Origin of the sequence: Levilinea saccharolytica (genome assembly GCF_001306035.1) — a bacterium.
Taxonomy (GTDB): domain Bacteria; phylum Chloroflexota; class Anaerolineae; order Anaerolineales; family Anaerolineaceae; genus Levilinea; species Levilinea saccharolytica.
This window is the reverse complement of record NZ_LGCM01000027.1, coordinates 84,787-102,317: the sequence shown is the minus strand read 5'-3', so window position 1 is coordinate 102,317 and position 17,531 is coordinate 84,787. Positions and strand designations below refer to the sequence as shown.

General features: G+C 56.3%; 15 protein-coding genes. 13 read left to right on the top strand and 2 right to left on the bottom strand.

Annotated elements, in window-relative coordinates; translation table 11 throughout:
• Positions 1–5: 5 nt before the first annotated feature.
• From ADN01_RS06575 to ADN01_RS06540, 8 genes are read left to right on the top strand one after another with little or no spacing between them, the layout of a single operon-like run.
• On the top strand, positions 6–1,091 hold the full coding sequence (locus tag ADN01_RS06575) for a L,D-transpeptidase (protein WP_082142805.1): 1,086 nt from the start codon (positions 6–8) through the stop codon (positions 1,089–1,091).
• A gap of 27 nt (positions 1,092–1,118) precedes the next feature.
• Positions 1,119–1,838 carry a cytochrome c biogenesis CcdA family protein gene (locus ADN01_RS06570; RefSeq protein ID WP_062418496.1) on the top strand — a complete coding sequence of 240 codons (720 nt, stop codon included), beginning with the start codon at positions 1,119–1,121 and terminating at the stop codon, positions 1,836–1,838.
• A 12-nt stretch (positions 1,839–1,850) separates the two neighbouring features.
• Positions 1,851–2,396 carry a TlpA family protein disulfide reductase gene (locus ADN01_RS06565; RefSeq protein ID WP_160318392.1) on the top strand — a complete coding sequence of 182 codons (546 nt, stop codon included), beginning with the start codon at positions 1,851–1,853 and terminating at the stop codon, positions 2,394–2,396.
• On the top strand, positions 2,393–3,412 hold the full coding sequence (locus tag ADN01_RS06560; RefSeq protein ID WP_062418494.1) for a DUF2085 domain-containing protein: 1,020 nt from the start codon (positions 2,393–2,395) through the stop codon (positions 3,410–3,412). The genes ADN01_RS06565 and ADN01_RS06560 overlap by 4 nt, the downstream gene beginning before the upstream one ends.
• Positions 3,399–4,187, top strand: a complete 789-nt coding sequence (pgeF, locus tag ADN01_RS06555; RefSeq protein ID WP_075071024.1) for a peptidoglycan editing factor PgeF — start codon at positions 3,399–3,401, stop codon at positions 4,185–4,187. The genes ADN01_RS06560 and pgeF overlap by 14 nt, the downstream gene beginning before the upstream one ends.
• A gap of 18 nt (positions 4,188–4,205) precedes the next feature.
• Complete coding sequence (locus ADN01_RS06550) at positions 4,206–4,937, top strand: YggS family pyridoxal phosphate-dependent enzyme (RefSeq protein ID WP_062418492.1); 732 nt, start codon at positions 4,206–4,208, stop codon at positions 4,935–4,937.
• Positions 4,938–4,959: 22 nt separating this feature from the next.
• Complete coding sequence (locus ADN01_RS06545) at positions 4,960–5,223, top strand: YggT family protein (RefSeq protein WP_062418491.1); 264 nt, start codon at positions 4,960–4,962, stop codon at positions 5,221–5,223.
• Positions 5,224–5,225: 2 nt separating this feature from the next.
• Positions 5,226–5,540 carry a DUF167 domain-containing protein gene (locus tag ADN01_RS06540; RefSeq protein ID WP_062418490.1) on the top strand — a complete coding sequence of 105 codons (315 nt, stop codon included), beginning with the start codon at positions 5,226–5,228 and terminating at the stop codon, positions 5,538–5,540.
• 50 nt (positions 5,541–5,590) lie between these two features.
• Here the strand turns inward: ADN01_RS06540 and ADN01_RS06535 are convergent, their stop codons facing one another.
• Positions 5,591–8,083 (bottom strand): HEAT repeat domain-containing protein, encoded by a 2,493-nt coding sequence (locus ADN01_RS06535; RefSeq protein ID WP_062418489.1) that lies wholly within the window; start codon positions 8,081–8,083, stop codon positions 5,591–5,593.
• Positions 8,084–8,086: 3 nt separating this feature from the next.
• Entirely contained in the window at positions 8,087–8,788 is a 702-nt protein-coding gene (locus ADN01_RS06530; protein ID WP_062418488.1) for a zinc ribbon domain-containing protein, read from the bottom strand.
• Positions 8,789–8,914: 126 nt separating this feature from the next.
• On the opposite strand from ADN01_RS06530, the gene ADN01_RS06525 reads away from it, so the two are divergent.
• Genes ADN01_RS06525 through ADN01_RS06505 form a run of 5 tightly spaced genes read left to right on the top strand, consistent with a single transcriptional unit; the run spans position 8,915 to position 17,488 of the window.
• The gene (locus tag ADN01_RS06525) at positions 8,915–10,426 is read left to right on the top strand and encodes a hypothetical protein (protein ID WP_062418487.1); all 1,512 of its coding nucleotides are present in this window, start codon (positions 8,915–8,917) and stop codon (positions 10,424–10,426) included.
• Complete coding sequence (locus ADN01_RS06520) at positions 10,426–12,597, top strand: YfhO family protein (protein ID WP_147239054.1); 2,172 nt, start codon at positions 10,426–10,428, stop codon at positions 12,595–12,597. Before ADN01_RS06525 ends, ADN01_RS06520 begins: the two co-directional genes overlap by 1 nt.
• Positions 12,590–14,161, top strand: coding sequence for a hypothetical protein (locus ADN01_RS06515; RefSeq protein WP_075071023.1), 1,572 nt, complete (start codon positions 12,590–12,592; stop codon positions 14,159–14,161). Before ADN01_RS06520 ends, ADN01_RS06515 begins: the two co-directional genes overlap by 8 nt.
• Entirely contained in the window at positions 14,158–16,527 is a 2,370-nt protein-coding gene (locus tag ADN01_RS06510; protein ID WP_062418481.1) for a YfhO family protein, read from the top strand. The genes ADN01_RS06515 and ADN01_RS06510 overlap by 4 nt, the downstream gene beginning before the upstream one ends.
• Positions 16,511–17,488, top strand: coding sequence for an AAA family ATPase (locus ADN01_RS06505; protein ID WP_062418480.1), 978 nt, complete (start codon positions 16,511–16,513; stop codon positions 17,486–17,488). The genes ADN01_RS06510 and ADN01_RS06505 overlap by 17 nt, the downstream gene beginning before the upstream one ends.
• Positions 17,489–17,531 lie beyond the last annotated feature (43 nt).

Sequence of the window (17,531 nt, the reverse complement as noted above, 5' to 3'; positions counted from 1 at the left end):
GTCCTATGAATCGAAAACGGTACACACGACGTGAATTTATCAAGGGGGCTATCTTTGGCGCTGGGATGCTGGCGGCCCAACCCTGGCTTAAATGGACGCAGCAGGCGGCTGAATGGCCGGATGCCGAGCGGCTGGGGCGCAACTGCACAGGCGGCTGGATCAATTTGCGGACGCGCCCGCACCCTGAGGCGCCCATTGTTGAAAAGCTGTATGAAGATTCGGTGGTGGTTTGGCTGCGCGAGGTGATCGGAGAGGCCCCGGGTGGGGTGTTCAGTAAACGCTGGGTGGAAACCCCCAACGGCTACTTATACGCGCCGTCGGTGCAGCCGGTTTGGAACCGACCCAACCAGCCTGTTTTTGACCTGCCGACCAGCAACCTGGGCAAGGGCATGTGGGCGGAGGTTACCGTCCCGTATGTGGATATTTATCTGAAAAGCCCGCCGAATTCCCCCTGGCTGCAAAGCGTGGAAAGGCCGCGCCTGTATTACAGCCAGATCCTGTGGATTGACGATGTGCGTAAGAACGATCAGGGGCAGGTGCTGTATCATGTGACGGAGCGGTATGGGTTGGACAGTTTCTGGTGTGCAGCAGAGGCCTTCCGGCCGCTAACGGTCGAAGAAGTGGAGCCGATTAATCCCGACGTGGAAAATAAACTGGTGGTAGTGGATTTGAATCACCAGATTCTGTCTTGCTATGAGGATAACCGCGAGGTGTTTTTCTGCCGGATTTCATCAGGCGGCAAGTTTAACGCGGCGGGCGAAGCGGTGAACACCTGGGCCACCCCGTTGGGGGATCATCTGATCTGGCGAAAGGCGATCTCCTTTCACATGCAAGGCGGATCTACCGAATCAGGGTGGGATACCCTGGGGGTTCCCTGGACGACCTTGTTTGTGGGCGAGGGCGTGGCGATCCACTCGACTTTTTGGCATAACGACTTCGGCACACCGCGCTCGCATGGGTGTGTCAACTGCTTACCGGAAGATTCAAAATGGGTGTTTCGTTGGACAGCCCCGCAGATTGGGTGGGACCCTGGCGATATCACCATTCAATGGCCTCAGCCGAGCACGGTGGTACGGGTGATTGAGGCATGATTTGTTCTCACTGAAAGGCTGCGCCCAATGACTGTATCTCTGGGTCTTGCATTCCTGGCTGGACTGGCTTCCTTCTTATCCCCCTGTGTGTTTTCTCTCGTCCCTGCGTACGTCAGTTACATGAGCGGACGCTCGGCGGCGGCGGTGAGCCAGCGCAGTGCAGCACAGGATAAGCTGAATACGTTTTTCCATGGATTCGCGTTTGTTCTGGGCTTCAGCCTGGTGTTCATCAGCCTGGGGTTGGTGGCTTCTCTTTTGGGTCAGCTCATGTACAACATCACGCCGATTCTGGCAAAAATTGGCGGTGTGGTGGTGATCCTGTTTGGCCTGCATATGACCGGCATTTTCCGGATCCCATTTTTGGAATATGACTTGCGCCCGCAGACCCGCCTGGATCAGCGGCGCAGCTACTTCTCCTCTTTCTTGATGGGAATTTTCTTTTCGGCTGGCTGGTCGCCCTGCGTGGGGCCGACCCTGGGGGTGATTTTGACGCTGGCGGCCACCGGTGAGTCGCTGGGGCAGGGCGTGCTGCTGCTGGCTGTGTATTCTCTGGGCCTGGCAGTGCCTTTTTTGATCGCTGCGCTGGGGATTGGGTGGGTAACCTTTATCTTGCGGAAATACCGCAAGGCAATGCACTACGTGGAAGTGGGCATGGGTGTGGTGATGGTGATCGTGGGTGTTCTGCTCTTTTTGGGGACTTTTCAGCAGCTTGCACAATGGGCGCCCTGGATTGACCTGGGCCTGTGATGGGTGCAGGGCGTGAAGAAAATCGCGTTCATCCTCTTGATTGGATTTGTGCTGGGCGGCATCATTGGCTGGGGGATTCTTGCTCCTAGCCTGACTCCCCGTGAAACTGGCAGCGGAACGGGACGGCAGCGTGCCCCAGAACGCGGCCTGCCGATCGGCGATTTTGAGCTGACACGGCTGGATGGTGAGAAGGTTCGACTGAGCGATTTTCGCGGGATGCCGGTGGTGATTAATTTTTGGGCGTCGTGGTGCGAACCCTGCAAGAAAGAAATGCCCGTTTTTCAGGCAGTATTTTCCGAACGGCCAGAAGAATTTGTGATTCTGGCGGTGAACCCGGAGGAGGGCCGGGAGACGGCTGAAGAATTTGCAGAGTCGGTGGGGCTGACATTCCCGATTCTTTTGGATGAAAATAAGGAAATGCAAAAACAGTTGATGGTGAGAGGATTGCCAACGACTTTTTTTGTGGATGCGGAAGGCGTTTTGCGCGCGCAGCATGTGGGTGAGCTGAACCGGCAATTATTTACAGATTATCTGGCAAAAATTGGAGTGCAGCCATGATACTTGTTACGCTTTATCGAAAACCTGAAAGCCAGGAAGCAGATCAGGTTGCAGCGGATTTGGCTGCGTTGAATGAGGAATTTCCGCACCATGTGCTGACAGTGGACATCACCCGCGAGCCGGTGCTGCAAGAGACGTATCATCACGCTGTGCCAATGGTGGAAATTGGCCCTTACCGACTCAAGTGGCCGATTACCTCGCAAGAACTGGTGGTGGCTTTTGGGGCGGCAAAAGACCGCTTGACGCGTTTGGAAACGCAAAATGAAGCCCAAAAAGCCAATATTCGCTTGCCCAAGATGACGGGGTCAGACCGGTTTTCGCTGTGGTTCAGTAAGAATTACATGCTTTTCATGATTTTGTTCCTGGGTCTGTATACGGGCCTGCCGTTTTTGGCCCCCACATTGATGAAAATCGGGGCCAAAGGGCCTGCGCAGGTCATTTATACGATCTACAGTCCTCTTTGCCACCAATTTGCATTTCGATCCTTCTTCCTTTTTGGCGAACAGCCGTATTATCCGCGGGAGCTTGCCGGAATGAAGAATGTTGTTACCTACGAAGAATTAGCCGGTGAAAGCACGGTGGATTTATGGAACGCCAGGCGCTTTGTTGGCAATGAGCGCCTCGGCTATAAAGTGGCTTTGTGCCAGCGAGATGTGGCAATTTACGGTGCGATGGTGGTTTTTGCGGTGCTTTTTGCCATCACAGGGCGGAAGATTAAGGTGATCCCGTGGCTGGTATGGGTGATTATTGGTCTGGGGCCGATAGGGCTGGATGGGCTGTCGCAGCTGCCTGGGTTGACGGAGATGCAGCTGCCCTTTAACCTGAATATTTTCCGTGAAAGCACACCCTTCCTGCGCACATTTACCGGCGTTTTGTTTGGACTCACCACCGCATGGTATATTTTCCCCATGATCGAGGATGCTATGCGGGAAACCTACCGGATGATGCTGCGCAAGCAGGCAGTTTGGGAACAAATTGAACCCCAGATTAAGGCGCAAGCGCATGAAATTTCATGAGTCACCGGACGGAGTTCATTTTCTGACTTTTGACAGCCTGCCTACGGAACGGGTGATTCACGGCTTTTTTACACGTAAAGGGGGCGTCAGCCCGGAGCCGTGGGCGTCATTAAACACGGGGGGAACGGTGGGGGATGAACGCGCCCATGTGATTGAGAACCGACGCAGGATCTTTGCCGCCCTAGGAAGAAGGGTTGAAAGCGTTTTTGATGTCTGGCAGGTGCACGGGGTGGAGGCCAGGGCTTCGCGACTGCCGCGGCCGTTAGATGCTCCTCACGAACAAGCAGATATCATCCTGACGGATTCCCCAGATGTGACCCTGTTTATGCGCTTTGCGGATTGTGTGCCGATCTTTTTGTATGATCCGGTTCGGCATGCGGCGGCGTTGGCGCACGCAGGGTGGCAAGGTACGGTAAAAAAAGCCGCTGCGGCGGCTGTGGCGGCGATGAGAACGCATTACGGCTGCAAACCAGGAGACCTGCGAGCGGTGATTGGGCCTTCGATTGGGCCGGATCATTACGCGGTGGGTGAGGATGTGATCCGGCAGGTGCAGGGCGCGTTTGGGATGGAGGCCGGGGAGCTGCTTTTGGGTGTAGATGGAAAAACCCATCTCGACTTATGGAAAGCAAACCGTCTGACGCTGGCTGAGGCAGGTGTGGGCATGATAGAAACCAGCCAGATGTGCACGGCTTGCGATGTGGAATTGTGGTTTTCTCATCGAGCGGAAAAAGGGCGGACTGGCCGCCTGGGGGCGATTCTGGCGCTGGCAGATTGAGTATGGAGGCGAAAAGGGATGGAAGATCGGGTAGAACTGATTCGCGCCAATATGGCCAAGGCGCAAGCGCAGATTGAAGCTGCCTGCAGCCGTGTAAACCGACCGGTGAACGGGGTGCGCCTGGTGGTTGTGACCAAATCGCAACCCATTGAAACGGTGCGTGCCGCAGTTCGGGCAGGTGCGACCCTTTTGGGTGAAAATTATCCCGAAGAAAGCCTGGCCAAGATTGAGGATCTGCGCGGTGAGGCGGTGGAATGGCACATGATTGGCCATTTGCAGAGCCGCAAGGCCAAGATCGTGACGGATCATTTTGCTATGCTGCAATCGCTAGACAGTTTGTCTTTGGCAGAAAAGTTGGAGCGGCGACTGGCGGAGACCGGCAAAAAACTGCCGGTGCTGCTGGAGGTGAACGTCAGCGGAGAGGAAAGTAAATTTGGGCTGCCTTGTTGGGATGCAGACAACCAGGCGGTTTTTTTCCTGACGGTTGAAGACATTCTGCGTCTGCCTCATCTGGAAATGCGCGGATTGATGACCATGCCGCCGCTGGATGAAGACCCGGAACACGTCCGGCCATTTTTTCGACGAGTAAAGCAGCTTCAGATGAAACTTCAGGACCGATACCCACAATGTCGTTGGGATGAGTTGTCTATGGGAACGAGCATGGATTATGCGGTGGCAGTTGAGGAAGGGGCGACTTTAGTGCGCCTGGGAACCGCCATCGTTGGGCCGCGAATTTATAAGACTCCTTGAGGAAGTTGGGTATAATAGAAGCATGGTCGTTTATCTCATCACGTTTATCAATCTGTTGGCCAGGGCGATCTTTCTGCTGGTTTTAGCAGAAATTGTCCTTTCGTATTTTCTGCCTCCGTATCATAACGTGCGCGTCATTATTGGCCGGTTTACCAACCCGATGCTGGACCCCATTCGGAAATTGGTTCGCCCAATTCAAGGGATTGATTTCAGCCCGTTGATTCTGGTGATTTTGGTTCAAATTGTTGAATTTTTGCTGGTCAGCCTACTGCGAGGACTGGGGTAACTATGGATGATCCACGGAAATACCGACTGCATAACGGACAGCGGGGCGCAGCTCTGGCGATTCGCGTTACTCCGCGCGCGCGAAAAAATGAGATTACTGAAATCCTGAACGACGGAACCGTCAAAGTGCGCTTGACGAGCGCGGACACCGATGACCTGGTGAACAACAGCCTGTTAGACTTTCTGGCGGGAGTTCTGGGGGTGGATGTGGCGCGCCTGGATATCGTCGCTGGCAAAAGCGGGTTGGACAAGCTGGTGACCGTGACGGGGTTGGACACAGGCACGGTGCAGTCAAAGATTATCGAAAAATTATCATAGCTTGGTTTGGAAAAGACAGCCGCCCGAATTTTGCGATCCGGGCGGCTTTTTTATTGTCGGCTGGCTGAGGCAGAATGGATCTGCCAGAGAGCATAGGCAGCGGCTTCGCGCACGCGCGGGTCAGAGGTTTTCAGCAGGTCGGTGACGGCCTGGGCGACTTCGGGGGAGGGTTTGGTGCGCAGGTATTGCAAAGCGCGCACTTTTTCATCGGGACTACCGGAGCCAACTGCGTGCAAGAGCAAATCGTCCGCTTCAGTGCCCGGAGAGATGCCTTGCCCTTGCTGGCTGGCATAGGTGATGAGCCAGGGAGATTCGCTGGGCGGCTGAAGCGGCCTGGGGGCCAGATGGTTTTCGCCGCGCTGCATTTCCAAAACCTGACCCGCTGCGTTGCGCACCACCCATTGGCCATCTTCGATGGCGATTTTTTCCAACATGACTTTCACCCAGTCTTCGTTGACATAGGTGAGACCCAGGATGGCTGCGCGGCGGGTGAGAAGATCGGTGCTGTTGACGGCATCGCGAAGGATGTCGTGGCCGCCAGGGGCGGCAGCCAGCATCTCGGCAGCGGCCTGGCGAAGGGCATCATCCCCGTGCAGGAGGGTTTCCATCAGGGTGTCGGCGGCCATTTTTCCGCCGATGGCAGACACGGCCAGGCAGGCAGCGATGCGCACGCCTTCTTCTTGATCCGCGTAGCGATCCAGGACGGGGCTGAGCAAGGATGAGTCACCGAGTACGCCCGCGCCCAGGATGACCAACTGGCGCAAGACGGCGGAGGGCGCTGTTAGCAGCTGCTTGATGAGGGTGGGCAAGGATGGGTCGCTGGACTGCAAAATTGCGCATAGGCATTTTGCTCGAATGCTGAACGGCAAGCTGTCATCATACAGACTGTTTAACAATTTACGCATGGCGGGGGCACGCCAGGAAGCGTTGGGCCGGGTGAACTTGAGCCAGCGGGCCAGACGCAAAAGATGGACATGCAGGGGAGTCGGCGGGTCTTGTAAGGTGCGGGTGATGTAGTGCAAGGGCAGGTCGCGAGCGGCTTGAAAAGCCAAGAGGGATTGCTGTACCGGCCAAGCAGAGCTTTCTTTGATCCAGAGTTCAAATTCCTGGTCCTCTGCTTCTCCCGCAAGATAACCAGCGATGACCGGATGAATAAAGGCGATTTGTTCGCCGGGGAATTCGGCAAAGAGACCGTTTTGGATGGATTGATCGAGAGCCATCCCACCAGAGGAAACACGGGTGGTTTTCTGCTTCTTCTTTTTCGCAGGCTTTGCTGTACTAACGGGGGCAAATTCATCCTCAGTGCCCGCAGAGATGGTGATTTTTAATTTGCCAAGAATGGATTCTAACTGGGAGAAAGGCAGGGTTGGCGATTCACTCTGGAAGAATTGATAGGCGAGACGCGCCAATGCCTGGCGGGGAAGCTTGGGGTGGGCTGTGCGCAGGATGAAGGCATCCATGGCGTTTTGGTACCCTGGGCCGATCATGTCGCCGGCTGTGGCTGCCCAGACTTTCAGCGTCCATTCCAAGGGAGTGTCGCTAGTGCGGTCGAGGATCCAATGGGCGAGCAGATCGGGATCCACGCCGGAAATGCCCAAGCGTTTATTGACTTCAGGCAAAATGCGGCTGATCCAGCGTTCCTGCCACTGCATGGCGAAGATTCTACGTTCTTCGTACGTCCAGGGGGCTACCGCCAGGGGGAAGAATTCCAGACTGACCAGACCGTCCAACTCATCCGGGTTGGCGGTGACGGCGATGAATAACTGGGGGAAGGTGAGGCACCACTGCCCCAATGCCCGAGAGGCGTTTTCAGCTGCTGTGGAGGGGAGTTCATCCAGGCCGTCAATCAGCAGGACGGCCCGACCTTCTGTGAAGACTTCGTGCAGGAAATGGGATACGCGGTTGGCGACAAAAGCCGGAACCTGCCGTGCGGCTGCTTTCACCAGACTGGTGAAAGCCTCTTTTGGATCCACAGCCCAACTGATCTCATGGGCGTGGAGATAGATGGGGAAGCGGCGGTCGAGGTTGGCGACCTGGGTATCTTTGCGGGCGAGGTGGAGGGCCAGATCGGCCAGGGCGACGGATTTGCCCCCGCCGGGTGGGGCGACGATGGCGAGGCGGATACCGTGTTCCAAAGCCTGAGCGGGGGTCAGCGATGGGTAATGGAAAGGCGCTAAGAATTCGGGCCAATCTGGCAAATAGGGGACAATTTGAGCAGCAAGACCCTCGGGCTGGTTTTCCGCCTGGGGTTCAATGTAGGAGGGAGGGATGAACAGCCTGGGAGGGATGAGAATTTCTTCCAGGGGGAAAAGGCCTCGGGCAATGTGTTGGCGTTGGGCACGGCGCAGGGCTTCCTGGCGAAAATATGCACTGACCCCTGCGCGGTTTCTTTCGCGAGCCTGTTCGAGTTTAAGCTGGACGTATTTCTTGATCCCGGGCAGGTGGCGGCGGGAGCGCATAAAAATCCACCACACCAGGGAGGCTGCCAGGAAACCCAGCCAAAAGGAGATTTGATCGAAACTGAAATCCGCTAAGAATCGCATGATTTACCCTGCGTACAGAATGCGGCCGCATGTGCTGCAATAGGCTAACCCTTGGGGAGAACGCGCTGCCTGCAATTCGGCTGGTCGAAGCTCAGCACCGCAGGCTGAACAGGCACCATCCGCTGCGCTGACCACGGCAACCCCGCGCTTTTGTTTGCGCAAAGTACGGTAGATTTCCAGGGTTGATGGGTCCAGCGAACTGAGGTGGGCGTTTCTTTCGGTGTTCAGGCGGCTGATTTTTTGCTCGGCCTGATCTTTTTCGCCTAACATTTCGGCATGGCGGCTGGCTGCCTGACCGCGAGCCAGGGTGAGATTCTCGGAGGCTTTTTTCTCGCCCGCTTCGGAGTCTTCCAGGCTGACCATCGCGGTGAGCTGCTCATCTTCAATTGCGGCCAAACGCTTTTTGAGAGATGATATTTCACTTTGGAGGTCCTGCAGCTCTTTGGGATTCTTGATCCTGCCGCCGTACAGGTTGGCCTCGGAGGTGGAAATTTTGATCTGGAGGGATTTGACGTTCTCCTCCACTGCCCGCAAGGCGTGCGCGGCCTGCTGATTGGCTTTGCGAGAATCGGCGAGGGCTTGTTCTGCCTGAGCAATCTGCTGGTCAGCGGCGATCGCTGCGTCAATTTCGGCGATGCGAGCCTGCAAGCGTTCGATTTCGCTGTCAACGACCTGGAGTTGGAAGAGAAGGGCAGCTTGATTCATGTAAAAATTATACTATTTGATGTGCAAATGGGGGGCGGATGGGAAGGGGCAATATTTTCAGCATAGATCCGGTTTGTTGGGTATTTCATTTCCCTGTATACTTTGAGAAGAAAGGTGGTTGAGCGTATGCGAGGGAAGGTCTTTTGGGTTGTGACAGGCGTGTTTTTGACGATCCTCACACTGCCTTATTTGATGGCATGGGCAGCGGCGGGGTCGGATTGGGTTTTTGTCGGGTTCTTGATTAACCCCTTGGACGGCAACTCCTACTTTGCAAAAATGCAGCAAGGGGCAGCGGGTGAATGGTTATTTCGGTTACCGTTCACGGCGGAGCCGGGCGAAGGCTCCTTTTTATTTGTTTTTTACCTGACACTTGGGCACATCGCCCGAATATTGCATGCACCGCTGTGGCTGGTTTTTCACGCAGCCCGTTTGGCGGGGGCGCTGGCGCTGGCGCTGACCCTGCGCAGATTTGTGGAACGTTACCATGAGAAGACTACAGCGGGCAGGCTGGAATTTACCTTCGCATTGTGCTTGTTCGGTGCGGGGCTAGGGTGGCTGGCGAGCCTGGGCGGGGCATTTACGGCAGATATGTGGGTGGCAGAGGCATATCCCTTTTTCTCAGCTTTTGTAAACCCGCACTTCCCCATCGGACTGGCATTGTTATTGATTTTGATCCAAAAAGCAGAACGCGTTAGCAGTATTGGCGAAGCAGCGGCAGCGGCGGCTTTGAGTGCGGCATTGGCGTTGATCATGCCTTTTGGGGTGGTGGTCCTGTGCACCATCCAAGCGATTGGGATATCAGCGCGGTTGGTGTTTCGGCAGAAGGTCCCCTGGTTGGCGGTGCTGGCGAGCTGTGTGCCTGGAGGGCTGGCGCTCGTGGGACAGTACCTGCAAATTCTGACTCACCCTGAGCTGGCGCAGTGGAACCAACAAAATGTGACTCTTTCACCCCCGGCCTGGGATGTGGTGGTATCCTTCTCCCCCGTGTTGGTATTGGCAGGTATGGCTGTTTGGCGGAGACGGAAGAGCTTGAGCGAACTGTTGCAGGATCCTGTGGTAATTTGGGTGGCGGCGGGGATCCTGCTTTCAATATTGCCCTTTAATTTGCAGCGCCGGTTTTTGTTAGGATTATATATTCCCCTGGCAGTGCTGGCGGGTGGGACAGCAGCACAGCTGGCGGCGCGGAAAAAGACACGTTGGATTCGGAACGGTGTGCTGATCACCTCGATTATGACCAATGTTCTGATTTTGCTGGCAAGCATTCTGGGGGCGTACCAGCACCCCCCGAAGCTGTACCTTCAGACCAGTGAACAGGCAGCCATGCGATGGATGGCTGCAAACAGTCCGGCGGACAGCGTGATTTTGGCCAGCGAGGATATCGGCATGATCCTGCCTGGGCAAACGGGGCGGCGAGTGGTGTATGGCCATCCATACGAGACGACGTTTGCAGAAACCAAGCAGAGAGCCTTAGCCGCTTTTTTGGCAGCCCCGGGCGAGGAAATGAATACGGCGCGGGAGCTTGGGGCGACACTGGTATTTTGGGGCCCGCGCGAAAGACAGCTTTCAGGGATTGATACGCTACCGCTGACGGCCGTCTATCAACAAGACAACGTCAGTATTTACCGCGTCGAACCGTGATGAAAACTCGACAGATTGAACGGATTCTTCCCGTTGTTTTGATCGGCATGTGCGCTGCCTCCCTCTTCATCGGAGCGGATGGGTTTGCATATCCGTTTCAGGGGAATTATTCTGATTTGACCATCAGCCACCACCCGAATTTCATGTGGATTCGCGAAAGTCTGGCTCGCTGGGGAGTTGTGCCGTTGTGGTCGCCGCTGATTCTGAGCGGATACCCGTTTTCGGCTAACCCGTTGAGCAGCCTTTTTTATCCGCCCGCGTGGCTTTTGTGGGTACTGCCCTTGCCGTTTGGCTATCACCTGGTCAGCGGACTGCATTTGCTGTTGGGCGGGTGGGGGACGGCACGGTTGGTCCGGCGTACGACGGCTAACCCGATTGCGGCGTGGGTGGGCGCATGCCTGTTTGTGCTGATGCCCAAGGTGGCGGCGCACATCGGGGCGGGCCATTTGACCCTGGTGTGGGCGGTGTGTTGGACTCCGTGGCTGATGGAATGGGTGGAGCAGGCTCGCGGGCAGGCTCGTTTTCACTGGCAGCCTAATTTGATGGTGGGGATGGGGTTGGGGCTGGCCGCCCTGGCGGATGTGCGTTGGGCAGCATACTGCGGGCTTTATATGGCGGTGATGTACGGTTGGAGCGCGCTTCAAGGCATTACCTCAAGCCGGAAAGCAGGAGGTAAAGCGGTTTTGGATGCAGCCTGGGTTCTGGCGAAGGGGGCAAGTGTGCAGGTGGGATTGGCAGCGGCGGCTGCGGCGGCGGTTTTGCTGCCGCTCGGTGAGTATTCGCGGTTGTCCACGCGGGCTGCGATGTCTGGCGCGGACCGGTTGGCGTTTTCACTGGAACCGGGAAGGCTGCTGAACCTGGTGGTGCCCAATTTCGGCGGGTATGCGGAGTGGATTTTTTACCCTGGAATCATGGCAGTTTTTCTGGCCTGGGTGGGGGTGTTTTCGCAATCGAACCAGCGGCAAAAATGGATTTGGGCGGCAGTTTATGTTTTTGCGTTAATGTTTTCATTAGGCGACCGGCTGCCATTGGCGCGCGTTTTGGGGGAGCTGCCGGGGTTGAATTTGCTGCGCGTGCCGGCGCGGGCTTTATTTTTCGCAGATCTGGCGGTGATCGTATTGGCAGCAATCGGCCTGAGCGGTTTGCTGATGGAGCCTCCACACAAGAGCCGTTGGTTAAATCTAACCCTGGCAGCCTGGGGTGGGACTTTGGGCGTGTTTGGACTGGGGATGGCAGCCGCGGTGCGGCCTGTGCCAGCAGCTTTTGTTTGGGCTGGGGTGTTGGGCATTGTTTGCGCGCTGCTGATTTTTCTGCGGCTCTATGGAAAAATTCGTCCTTTACCCTGGTTGGGAATCGTTTTCCTGGTGATTTTGGGCGACCTGCTGCTTAATCAGCGCAGCCTGATGCGCTACCGCACTGAGATAGAGGTGGCGAGAGAAGGGGCCGCGGCAGCGCAGTATCTGGCGGCGAAACCGGGAATTTTTCGAATTTACTCCCCCTCGTATTCGATTCCTCAGCACAGCGCCGCGGCTTATCGCCTGGAACTGGCAGATGGGGTGGACCCACTGCAGTGGGACGCCTACGCGGAGTTTTTTGACTCGGCTAGCGGTGTGCCGCGAAGCCGCTACGGGGTCACTCTTCCGCCGTTTGCGGAGGGAGAACCGGCTGCGGCGAACCGGTTTTATACACCGAATGCAGAACGCCTGGGCCGTTTGAACGTACGCTATGTGGCAGCGGAATATCCTTTGGACGCGGAAGGGTTGATTCTGGATCGGGTGATCGGGACGACCTGGATTTATGAAAACACTCTGGCCTGCCCGCGAGCGTGGGTGGAGAGCGCGGAATCCCCCGACTGCACCGCGGGCAGCAAAGCCGTGCGGTGGGTCCGCCGCGAGCCGAACCAAATCTGGCTGGAAGTGCAAGGCCCAGGACTGTTGGTGATTTCGGAGATGGATTACCCGGGGTGGCAGGTGATTGTGGATGGTGCGGCGGCAGAAGAGAAGACAGCGGAAGGGGTTTTTCGGAGTGTAAAGCTGACCAGCGGCACACATACTGTTCAATGGGTGTACCGGCCAACATGGGTTTATGCGGGTGGGGTGATTTCGATTTTGAGTTTGGCGGGCGCGGTGTTTGGGTTGATGGTCACGCGGAAGGAGCCTGGGAATGGATAGAGCGCGGCGCGGATGGGTGCTTCTGGCGGTGGCCCTGGCGATTCTAACGACCTTGCCGTATCTGTTGGGTTTCGCTCAGGAAGGCGAGGCGCGCTTCACCGGCTTTGTCTTTGGGGTGGAAGACGGTAACTCGTACATCGCCAAAATGCTGCGAGGTGCAGAAGGGGATTGGCTGTTTCGCACGCCTTATACCAATATGCCGCAAACTGGCTTTTTGGCATTTTTGCCTTATTTGCTGTTAGGAAAATTGACCTCGATCCCCGGACAGCATGTGCAGTTGGTGGTGCTGTTCCATTTGTTCCGCATTGTGGGGATATTTGCCCTGGCCTTTGTGCTGGAGCGGTTATTCTCATTGTTCTTTCCTTCTGAGCGAGTGCGGTGGGTGGGGGCGGCTCTGGTGATGGCGGGCGGGGGACTTGGTTGGCTGGCGCCGTTTGGGATGCAGGTGCTGTGGCAGGAGCGGACTCCGCTGGAGTTCTATTCCCCGGAGGCTTTCGGATTTTTGTCAGTCTTAGGATTGCCCCATTTGGTGTGGGAGCGGGCTTTTTTATTTTGGGGGCTGTACGTCCTTCTGAAAAGTGAGCAAGAGGATGTGCTGCTGAAAGAACGAATGGGGGCGGGCATCAGCTGGCTCCTGGCGGGACTGATGCAGCCGCAAAGCCTGATGATCGGCATGGGTGTGGTGGGATTATACGGCGCAGGAAGGCTAATGTTTGCACGCCTGGCGAACTGGGCCTGGGATTTGCGGCGGTTCCTGCGTACGGCGCTTTGGTTGGGGCTTTTCGCAGCGCCTTTGGTGATTTATACAGGAGTATGTTTTCTGACGGACCCATACTTGAGGGTGTGGGCTCAACAAAATTTGATCACTTCCCCGCCGCTGAGTGATTATTTCCTGGCTTATGCGCCGGTGATCCCCTTGGCGATCTGGGGTGGACGGGCTGTACTTCGAGAACGAAATGGAACGGGTGTATTTTTTCTTCTCTGGGCAGCGGTGTTCATCCCTGCGGCATACCTACCGTATGATTTACAGCGAAGGCTGACGGAGGGAGGTTGGGCAGCGTGTGTGGTGTTGGCACTGCTTGGTTATCTGCGAACCTCCGTCCGAATTCAACGGGCAGCCCGGGTTGTGGGGGTGACCCTATTTATCCCGGCGGTGATTCTGCTGGCGGGCGGCGGCCTGGCGGTTGGGGCAGTGCGGCCGCCGGTGTTTCGCCCCGGCCCCGAAACAGCGATGTTTCTGAAGATTCGCCAACTGCTGCCGAAGGACGCGGTGATTCTGGCGGAATACGATACTTCGAATGCGCTGCCGGCCTGGACGCCGCAATTTACGTTGATTGGGCACGGACCTGAAAGCGCCCATCTGCGCGAACTGCGCCCGAAGGTCGAGACTTTTCTCGCAGATCCGGCGAATGGCGACCTGGAATGGCTGGCGGCCCAGAGGGTGACGCACGTGTTGTTTACACCCAACGATGCGGGACGAGGCGCCGCAAAAAATCTCCCCTGGCTGACGGAACTGGCTGAGGTGGAGGGATATACCCTGTATGCTGTGGAATATTCACCATGAAGCGTTTACATCGACTGCCCCTCACCGTTGTGCCTATTCTGATCTTGCCTATCCTGCTTTTTGCAAGGCTGCTGGTGGGTGGAGAGGTACTGTATTGGGGCACTGCGGGACTTCAGTTTATCCCCTGGCGGGCGCATGCCTGGCAGATGCTGCTGGGAGGGGAATTGCCCCTGTGGAACGCGCTGAATGGGATGGGCGCGCCGCTGATGGCGAATTATCAATCGGCCTTGTTTTACCCGCCCACCTGGATCACCTTTGTGTTTGCGGCTGTGGGTGGGAATGAGGCGTTAGCTTATTCTTTTTCGCTGCTGATTGTGCTGCACCTGATGTGGGGCGGGTGGGGGATGATACGGCTGCTGAAAGCTGTGGGCGTGTCTCCTTTGGGGCAGGTTCTGGGCGCGATGGCATTTGCTTTTGGGCAATATTGGATTGGGCGGGTAAATTTTTTCAGCATGATTTGGGCTGGGGCGTGGATGCCTTTTGTGATCCTGGGGGCGAACCGAATTGCCTCGCCGTTTGGAAGCCCTGAAGAGACCCCCGAAAAAAGGCTGAGTTGGCTGAGATGGTCTTTGGTACTGCCGACTGCGCTGATGCTTTTGGCAGGGCATGCGCAGCTGAGCTGGTATATTTTGATGTTGGCGGGTGTATGGGTGGTTGTGGGCGGGTGGCGCAGCGAGAGAGCGTTGGGGATGATCCGCGCGGCAGGAATGTTCCTGGCGGCTGGCATGCTGGCTGGGATGATCGCGGCGGTGCAGCTGGTGCCGACGGCAGAATTCTTGCTCCAATCGCAGCGCTCGTCCGCGGTGGATTATGAAACGGCGCTGACCTATTCTCTGTGGCCGTGGCGGCTGCTGTCCTTATTGGCGCCGGATTTATTTGGCAATCCGGGCACGGGCGATTTTTGGGGATATGCCAATTATTGGGAAGACGCGCTGTATCTGGGACTGCTGCCGCTGCTGCTGGCCCTGCGCACGCTGGTGGGCGGGTGGAAGAAGCCGGCAGAGGGGGGAGCCGCATCCAAAAGGACAGGCACGGTGTTTTTATGGGGGTTTGCGGTGGGTGGGATTGTATTGGGATTGGGGAAAAACCTGCCCATCTTCCCCTTCTTGTTTGAACATGTTCCGACATTTGATATGTTCAATGCGCCGTCGCGCTTTTTGGTGTGGACCGCGTTTGCTCTGGCGATGCTGACGGGATTGGGCACCGACCTTTGGAAACGGCCGACAGGCAAAGGTCTGTATTGGACCCGGCTGGCGACGGCGGGCGGTTTTGCGGTGACCCTGGGGGCTGGCGCGGCCTGGATGATGATGGGCAACGTCAGTCCATCGTTCATCCGCGCGGCGGCCCTGGCGGGTGTTTGGGGGTTGGGGGCGGGTGTTTTAACCTTAACTCATCCCACGGCGCATAACAGTATGCGGTGGCGGTGGATTTGGATGGCAGGGGTTGTGTTGTGGGTGGGTGCGGATTTGTGGACGGCGAATCGGCACTTGATTCCGAGTGTTCCTCAGCATTTTTATGCGATGGCAGAGCGATCAGACATCCCCAGCGGTGGGAGGGTGTACCTTTCGCCGGAGGATGAATACCAACTCAAATTCCGACGTTTCCTGCGATTTGAGGATTACCAACCCATTGAGGACCCTCGGCATGTGCGAGCGGTTTTGCTGCCGAATCTGAACCTTTTGGACGGTGCGGCGCTGGTGGGTAACTTTGACCCCTTTGTCCCGGCCCGGTATATGATTTGGCAAGAAATTGCTGAGGGGCTTTCAGACGAGGCTTTGAAGCGCTGGCTGCGCACAGCCGATGTATCTGCGGTGGAACAACTGGACGCGTTCACCCCTCTAGGGGTACGATACGAGCCTTTGGAAGGGGGTGATTGGCTGCATTGGCACAGCTGCGCGCAGATGGTTCCGAGGGATGAACTGCAAAAGGCTGTGACGGGCGCGATGCAAGTGGTGAACGAATTTCCCATGTTGATTGTGGAAGGGGATCGCCGTGAAGTGATTGGCGAGTGCAATCCTGGTAAAGTCAAATATCTCACAATACAAAAAAGCGCGCAGCAAATACTGGTGACCTATGAGGCAGAAACGGATGGGTGGCTGACCGCGGCGAGTGTGCATTATCCGGGCTGGCGCGCCGAGCTGGATGGGAAATGGCAGCAAATCTACCCGGCGTACGGGGTGTTCATGACGTCAGCAGTGCCGGCTGGGCGGCACACGATTGCCTTCCGATATCAACCGGCGAGTTTCTATTGGGGTGCTGGGGTGACTTTTTCCAGTTTGATATTTGTGATAACATGGGGGATAATCCTGCGCACACGAAAGCCGCTAACGAAGAAGCTGAGGAGTGATTATGGAACTGGATGTTGAACGCATTCAAGATTTTAGCTCCCGCATCCTTGAGAATTTGGAACGGGTGATTGTTGGCAAACGCGACACCCTGGAATTGATCGTGACGGGGCTGCTTTGTCAGGGGCATTTGCTTTTGGAAGATGTTCCCGGCGTAGGAAAAACCATGGTCAGCCGCGCGCTGGCGAAATCCCTGGGCTGTCAATTCAGCCGCATCCAATTCACGCCAGATATGCTGCCTTCGGATGTGACGGGTGTGTCCATTTTTAACCAGGTGACGCGCCAGTTTGAATTCCGTCCGGGGCCTTTGATGGCGCAGATTGTGCTGGCAGATGAGATTAACCGTGCCACGCCCAAAACACAGTCTGCATTATTGGAGGCGATGGAAGAACGGCAGATCACGGTGGATGGGGTGACGCACCGCTTGCCCGATCCGTTTTTGGTGATGGCCACCCAAAACCCGATTGAGTATGAAGGCACCTTCCCGCTTCCAGAAGCGCAGTTAGACCGGTTTTTGATGCGGTTGCGGCTAGGATACCCGGCACTTGCGGATGAAGTGCATATCCTGGAGCTTCAACAAATTAATCACCCGATCAATGACCTGAGCGAAGTTGCACCGTTGGAAGAAGTGCTGCAAATGCAGGAAATGGTCAAATATGTCTACGTGTCACCACCAGTGAAAAGGTACATTGTGGAATTGGTGAGGGCAACGCGCACCAACACCGATGTGTACCTGGGTTCCAGCCCACGCGGCAGTTTGAGCCTGGTGCGGACGGCACAGGTACGGGCCGCGATCAATGGGCGGGATTTTGTGCTGCCTGATGATGTGAAGGGGTTGGCGAGCTTTGTTTTGGCCCACCGTATCATCATTGATCCGGCGGCGCGGCTGAAGAATATCAGCGCTGAAACCATCATTCAAGAAGTGCTTCATAATGTATCCATCCCAGGCGGAAACCTGGAGAAACCCGACCGCGCCGGATGAGAGTTCGCAACACGTTTTGGGCTATTCTGGTGGTGATGTTGGC